Below are 6,254 nucleotides of genomic sequence, written 5' to 3' on the forward strand. Positions count from 1 at the left end.
GAGCTGGGTGGCGCCGAAATTGCCGACCGGGCTTTCCACCGCGAAATCCTTGAAACCATAGGTCCCGTCGATACGCTGCCAAAGCGGTAAGGCGGCGAACAAAAGCGATTTGAGCTGCGCCTGGTTGGCCTTCAGCGTCGCCTCGTCCTCGTTGGCCACAGCAAATGCCAGGAGATCGAGCAATGGCTTGGTCTGCACGCCCTTGCCGCTGGCTTCGACCGACAATTCCGGCGACCTGACGGTGACCGGGAATTTCAGCCCGCTCTCGGGGTCATCGAAATTGATCGCTTCGACAAAACTCGACACCTTCTGCGAGGTTGTGAAATCGACGCCCCCGGTCGCCGACTTGGTCGCGGCAACGGTCGCGATGCCAGCGCCGGCGCTGGCCTCCATGTGCTGCTTGGCATCCTTCGACGCCATCGTCATGCCGGCCATCGAACTGGTGCCGCTGGTGAAGGCCGCCAGATTTGGATCGTAGACGCCCGAGCCCTTGCCGTCCTTGATCGAAAACTGAGTGCTTTGCAGGCCTTCGGGTCCGTTGAACTCGAAGGAGGCGCTCTGGGAGAAATCCATCGAGACATCCCAGGATCCGTCGCTGCGCGGCTTGACCATCAGGGCATAGGGCGCGAAGTCGAACTTCAGCAGTTTCTGGTCCGGAAATGATGCGGCAAGTGCCTTGAAATCGAACAGGATCTTGTAAGCACCACCTTCCAGCGAAACCTTCAAAATGCCTTTGTCGATCGCCTGCTTGCCGACATAGCGGGACAAGTCGTCGGACAATTGCTTCGCACCCTGACTGTCGACGGTCTGACTGAGAGCAGGGGCACTCAACGCAAGAAGGAACACGAATGGCAGGGCACGGTTCACGCGAATTCTCCGTTTGACCGAGAAGAAAGGCTTTGTCCGTCTGGTATGAAATTACCGCTGCAACCGCAAGGTGAGATCGACAACGGCATCCGGGCAGGCAATCTCGATCAAAGCACCAGCCGCATCAGCGGCCGACCGGCCTTGCGTTCCAACAGCCTCTCGAAACCAGCCTTCTCGAAGACCCGCGACGAGCCGACGAACAGGCCGATCGAACGCGAATCGCGAGACAGATCTATCGGACAAGCCTCGAGCAGCCGTGCACCGTTCTGGCGGGCAAAATCGATGCCGCCTTCGACGAGGCGATGCGTGATGCCCCTGCCGCGCGCCTTGCCGCGGATGAAAAAGCAGGAGATCGCCCAGACGGCCGGATCCGTGGCGTCGGCAGGATCGACCGGTGCCGACCCCCTGCCCTGGTTGTTCCATTCGGGCACGTCGGCGCGCGGTCCGATCTGCATCCAGCCAACCGCCTGACCGTCCTCGAATGCCAGCAGGCCCGGCGGCGGGCCGGCCTCGATGCGCGCCTTGATGTGGTCCTTGTTGCGTTCCCGGCTGCTCTCGCGACGCATCGCCGGCGCCAGCCGGAAGTGCGTGCACCAGCAGCCGTAGCAGGCACCTTGCTTGCCGAAGAGGTCCTCGAATTCAGCCCAAAGCTCGGGCGCAAGCGGCGCTATGGTCGTGCTCATGCGTTCTCCCCAGGCCAGCCTTGTCGCTGGCCTTGCACTGTCGTACCATTGCCTCTGTTCTCTTTATGTTCGCAGCGATGGCGGCCCCTGTCAACAATCCCGATCACGGTTTTTGCCGCGACTGCCTGATGCTTCAGCGCAGCCAGACGCGCCGCTGCGAGCGCTGCGGCAGCCCCCGGCTTGCGCGTCATCCCGAGCTTTACCGGCTGCATCTGGCCCATATCGATTGCGACGCCTTCTATGCGGCAATCGAAAAGCGCGACAATCCGGCGCTCAAGGACAAACCGTTGATCATCGGCGGCGGCAAGCGCGGCGTGGTCTCCACCGCCTGCTACATCGCCCGCATCCAGGGCGTCCGCTCGGCCATGCCGATGTTCAAGGCGCTCGAAGCCTGCCCGGAGGCGGTGGTCATCAGCCCCAACATGGAAAAATACGTCCGCGTCGGCCGCGAAGTGCGCGCCATGATGCAGGCGCTGACGCCGCTGGTCGAGCCACTGTCGATCGACGAGGCGTTTCTCGACCTCGCCGGCACCGAACGACTGCACGGCCTGCCACCCGCTGTGGTGCTGGCGCGCTTTGCGCTGGCGGTCGAGAAGGAGATCGGCATCACCGTTTCGGCCGGCCTGTCCTACTGCAAGTTCCTCGCCAAGATAGCGTCGGACTTCCGTAAACCGCGCGGCTTCTCGGTCATCGGCGAAGCCGAGGCGGTCGGCTTCCTGGCGGCGCAGCCGGTGACCATGATCTGGGGTGTCGGCAAGGCGTTCAACGCAACGCTGGAGCGTGACGGCATCCGCACCATCGGCCAGCTGCAGCAGATGGATCGCGGCGACCTCATGCGCCGCTATGGCACGATGGGCGACCGGCTCTACCACCTTTCGCGCGGCGAGGATGTCCGCCGCGTCGATCCCGATCAGGACGCCAAGAGCGTATCGGCCGAAACCACCTTCGACACCGACATCGCGTCGCTGGAGGAACTGATCGCGGTTCTCAGGGGTCTTTCGGAAAAGGTTTCGGCACGGCTGAAAAAGTCAGGCATTGCCGGGCGCACCGTGGTGCTGAAACTGAAGAGCCAGGATTTCAAGCTGCGCACGCGCAATCGCCAGCTCGGCGACCCGACCCGGCTCGCCGACCGCATCTTTCAGACTGGGGTGGAGCTTCTGCGCAAGGAAACCGACGGCACGAAGTATCGGCTGCTCGGCATCGGCGTCAGCGACCTCTCGGACGACGACAAGGCCGACCCGCCCGATCTGGTCGACATCCAGTCGCGCAAGCGCGCCATGGCCGAGGGCGCCATCGATGCCTTGCGCGACAAGTTCGGCCGCAAGGCGGTGGAAACCGGCTACACATTCGGCAAGGGCCGCGATGCCCATCCGCCGGAGCCGCTCGAGGATTAGGTGCGCTGCAAGTCTATCCTGCTCGTCACCACGCTCTTGCCGGTTTTCGGGTCGGTGTCGATGACGGTCAGCCGCATGCCGTTCTCGCCGCGTTTCTCGACCTTCATCTGCGCCCTTCGGTCGCCATTGACCTCCTTGGCCCAGCGAATGCCCAGGTTGATCGCATTGCCCGAACGGCTGCCGTTGAGTTGCGCCGGTCCCGTGCGAGAGCCGACATAGGTGCCGCTGTATTTGGCACCTGTAACTTTCAGATTGGCGCTGATGGCCCGCGACACCACAATGAGACCGCGGCAATTTCCATCCAGCGATAGCGAGGTTGAGGTCGCATTCGACTTGAAGCTGCACGATACGCTGACGTTCGGAGCATCCGTGGTTACCTGGACAGTGCCCTTGCCGGCGAAATTGCCCTTGAACGACTGAAGAAATTGGGTCTCGTCGGCATGTGCTGCGCCTGCCGCAACCAATAGACCGCCGGTAAGCGCGAATTGCGCGAAGGATCTCATCGAAGCTCTCCTTGTCGTTTTCGAAAAAAGGCGGGGCGATCCACGAGCACGGCTGACCATCGGGACTCAACGCCACCTACCATTTCAGGTTCCGTCCGCCACATGACTGTTTTACAACATCGAGCCAGTCGCGACTGGCCCAGAAGAATGCCTTGGCTAGCGGTTGCGGCAGAGGTGCTGGCCTGCGACATAGCGCGAATGGCACCCACCCCCTCGATCCCCAAGGCCGCGTTCTGGATGGCGCTGTCTATCGCCTCGTTCCTTGGCATGACGGTCGCCGGCCGGGCCACGACAGCGGAGCTCAACGTCTTCCAAGTGCTGGAGTTGCGCTCCGTGATCGGCTTCTTCATCCTGCTGCCGCTGGTGATGATGAGTGGCGGCTTTCAAGCCATGCGCACGCAGCGCCCGGTTGCCCATATCGCCCGCAACGTCATCCATTACACGGGCCAGGCGGCATGGCTCTACGCCCTCACCTTGATTCCGCTGGCCGTGTTGATCTCGATCGAATTCACCACTCCGATCTGGACAGCTATCCTGGCGGTGATCTTTCTGGGCGAAAGGCTGAACCGGCCCAAGTTGGCAGCGATCGCGCTGGGGCTGATCGGCGTGGTGATCATCGTGCGCCCCGGTGTCGGCTCGGTCGATCCTGGACATCTCGTCGTGCTGGGCGCCGCGGCCTGCTTCGGCATCTCGGTGGTCACCGTCAAGTCGCTGACCCGGACAGACAGCGTCGTACGCATCATCTGCTGGATGCTGATTGTCCAGTCGGTGGTCGGTCTCATCCCGGCGCTCTATACGTGGCGCAACCCGCCACTGGAGCTATGGCCATGGATCGTGCTGATCGCCTTCACCGGCATGTCGTCGCATTTCTGTATGGCCCGAGCGCTTGGCTATGCCGACGCGACCATCGTCTCGCCGATGGATTTTCTACGCGTGCCGCTATCGGCACTGATCGGCTGGCTGCTCTATAGCGAGCAGATCGACGCCTTCACCGCCGGCGGCGCGCTGCTGATCCTGATGGGCAATCTGCTCAATCTGCAGCGCAGGCAGATAAAGCCGGCCGAAGTGGCGGCGTCGTAGTCCCGCCGGCCGTCAGTTCCCTTCGTCGGGTATGTTGAGAAGATGGCCGCAGGCCTTGCAATGCACGGCGTCCGGCTCGTGCCGCCGCAAGCCGCACTGCGGACAGGGAAACAACACCTTGGCTGGCCGGAAGATCGCCTGAGCCAGTCTGACAAACAGCGATATGCCGATGATCATGGTGACGATTGCCGTCAGCTTGCCGGCCATGCCCGGCAGCACGATGTCGCCGAAGCCGGTCGTCGTCACCGTGGCGACAGTGAAATAAAGCGCGTCGATATAGTTTTCCAGGCCGGCGCCAGTGCGAAAGAAGAACGTGTAGACGAAGCCGGTGATGACGAACAGGAAGGTCAAAAGGTTGATGACCGCGTGGCTGGCCTCTCGCCACGGCCGCAGTCCTCGCATCTCGAAATGCCGCCAGAGCGAACCGCTGCGCGACAGCGACCACAGCCGCAGGATGCGCAGGAAGGCGAGATTGGCGAACGCCGTTGGCATCAGCAGCGTCAAGAGGATGAAGACATCGACCCACGAGGTCGGCTGCTTCATCAGCCGCAGCATGTTCTTGGAGGCAAGCAGGCGGGCAGCGAGGTCCGCGGCAACCAGCGCGGCCGCCGAATAGTCGAGCCAGAGGAAGGACGGCTTGTCCTGGAGAACCGGCGTCGCGATGAAGAAGGCGATGATGGCGAGGTCGATGACGACGGCCACCAGTTGGAACCGGAAAGCGGCCGGCGTGCGCCCATGATAAAGCCTGCGCAGCCGGTCACGCAGCCGCGCCAAGGCTGAAACCGCCTGCGACCCATTCCTCTGCGCCGGCTTCATGCTGACTGCGCCGGCGTTGGCCGCAGCGACCGCCCGGCTGATTGCCGCGCCCCGAAAAGAGCGGGGGTCACACCAATTCCACTTCGACCACGCCCGGCACCGCGCGCATCGCCGAGGCGATCTGCGGCGAGATACGGTAGCGGTTCGGCAGCTCTATCTCGATTTCACCCTCGCCTTCTTCCTTGATCAGCACGAAACTGACCTGGCCTTCGCCCCTGACGGTCAGTTGGCCGGCCAGCGTGTTGATCGGCGTGGCGTTGCGCACGAAGATACGCAGCGCCTTCTGGATGCGACTTGCCTCATCCTCCAGCGACTGCACCGAGTTGATGCGCAGATTGACGCCTTCCGGCCTGTCCTCGGCCGCAACGGTGATGACGACGGAGCGGCCGGCCTCGAGCAGGTCGCGATACTGTGCCAGTCCTTCCGAAAACAGCACGGCTTCGTACTGGCCTGACGTATCCGAAAAGGCGATGACGCCCATCTTGTTGCCGGTGCGCGTCTTGCGTTCCTGCTTGGATGTCACCGTGCCGGCCAGGCGGCCGGCGGCGGCACCGCGTTTGACGGCCGCCGAGAACTCGGCCCACGTTTGCACCCGCATCTTCTGCAGGGCCGCCTTGTACTCGTCGAGCGGGTGGGCCGAGAGGTAAAAGCCGACCACCTGGAATTCACGGTGCAGCCGGTCGGCGGCGAGCCACGGCTCTGTCGCCGGCAGATTGAGTGCCTGCGACTGGGCGCCGAGCGAGGCGCCGAAGATGTCGTGCTGTCCGGAAACCGCGTTCTGCTGCGCCAGCGACGCCAGCCCCATCATGCGTTCCACGCCCGCCATCATCGACGCGCGGTCGTGGCCGAAGCAGTCGAGCGCGCCGGCCATGATCAGGCTTTCGAAGACGCGCTTGCCGACGATCTTGGGA

6 protein-coding genes and 1 pseudogene are annotated in these 6,254 nt (G+C 63.1%); 2 read left to right on the forward strand and 5 right to left on the reverse strand.

The genetic code is table 11. The annotated features are described in order from the left end of the window. Together EN884_RS21415 and EN884_RS21420 are read right to left on the reverse strand one after the other, a co-directional pair. Positions 1-867, reverse strand: a pseudogene (locus tag EN884_RS21415) (hypothetical protein); the annotation flags it as partial. Positions 868-974: 107 nt separating this feature from the next. Further along, positions 975-1,550 (reverse strand): GNAT family N-acetyltransferase, encoded by a 576-nt coding sequence (locus tag EN884_RS21420; protein WP_024503584.1) that lies wholly within the window; start codon positions 1,548-1,550, stop codon positions 975-977. Between the two features lie 65 nt (positions 1,551-1,615). On the opposite strand from EN884_RS21420, the gene EN884_RS21425 reads away from it, so the two are divergent. After that, positions 1,616-2,944 (forward strand): DNA polymerase IV, encoded by a 1,329-nt coding sequence (locus tag EN884_RS21425; protein ID WP_013531937.1) that lies wholly within the window; start codon positions 1,616-1,618, stop codon positions 2,942-2,944. On the opposite strand, the gene EN884_RS21430 is transcribed toward EN884_RS21425, so the two are convergent. Continuing rightward, on the reverse strand, positions 2,941-3,447 hold the full coding sequence (locus tag EN884_RS21430; RefSeq protein WP_024503586.1) for a hypothetical protein: 507 nt from the start codon (positions 3,445-3,447) through the stop codon (positions 2,941-2,943). The genes EN884_RS21425 and EN884_RS21430 overlap by 4 nt on opposite strands. 198 nt (positions 3,448-3,645) lie before the next feature. Here EN884_RS21430 and EN884_RS21435 point away from each other — a divergent pair, with 198 nt between their 5' ends. Next, the gene (locus EN884_RS21435; RefSeq protein ID WP_013531939.1) at positions 3,646-4,527 is read left to right on the forward strand and encodes a DMT family transporter; all 882 of its coding nucleotides are present in this window, start codon (positions 3,646-3,648) and stop codon (positions 4,525-4,527) included. A gap of 12 nt (positions 4,528-4,539) precedes the next feature. Here EN884_RS21435 and EN884_RS21440 read toward each other — a convergent pair whose 3' ends face one another. Further along, the gene (locus EN884_RS21440; protein ID WP_063167892.1) at positions 4,540-5,343 is read right to left on the reverse strand and encodes a potassium channel family protein; all 804 of its coding nucleotides are present in this window, start codon (positions 5,341-5,343) and stop codon (positions 4,540-4,542) included. A gap of 67 nt (positions 5,344-5,410) precedes the next feature. Then, positions 5,411-6,254: OB-fold nucleic acid binding domain-containing protein (locus EN884_RS21445; protein WP_245491962.1), on the reverse strand; the 844-nt coding region annotated here is incomplete at its 5' end.

The sequence above is a fragment of the Mesorhizobium sp. M7A.F.Ca.AU.001.01.1.1 genome, from assembly GCF_004022735.1.
In the GTDB taxonomy this organism is placed as follows: Bacteria; Pseudomonadota; Alphaproteobacteria; order Rhizobiales; family Rhizobiaceae; genus Mesorhizobium; species Mesorhizobium ciceri.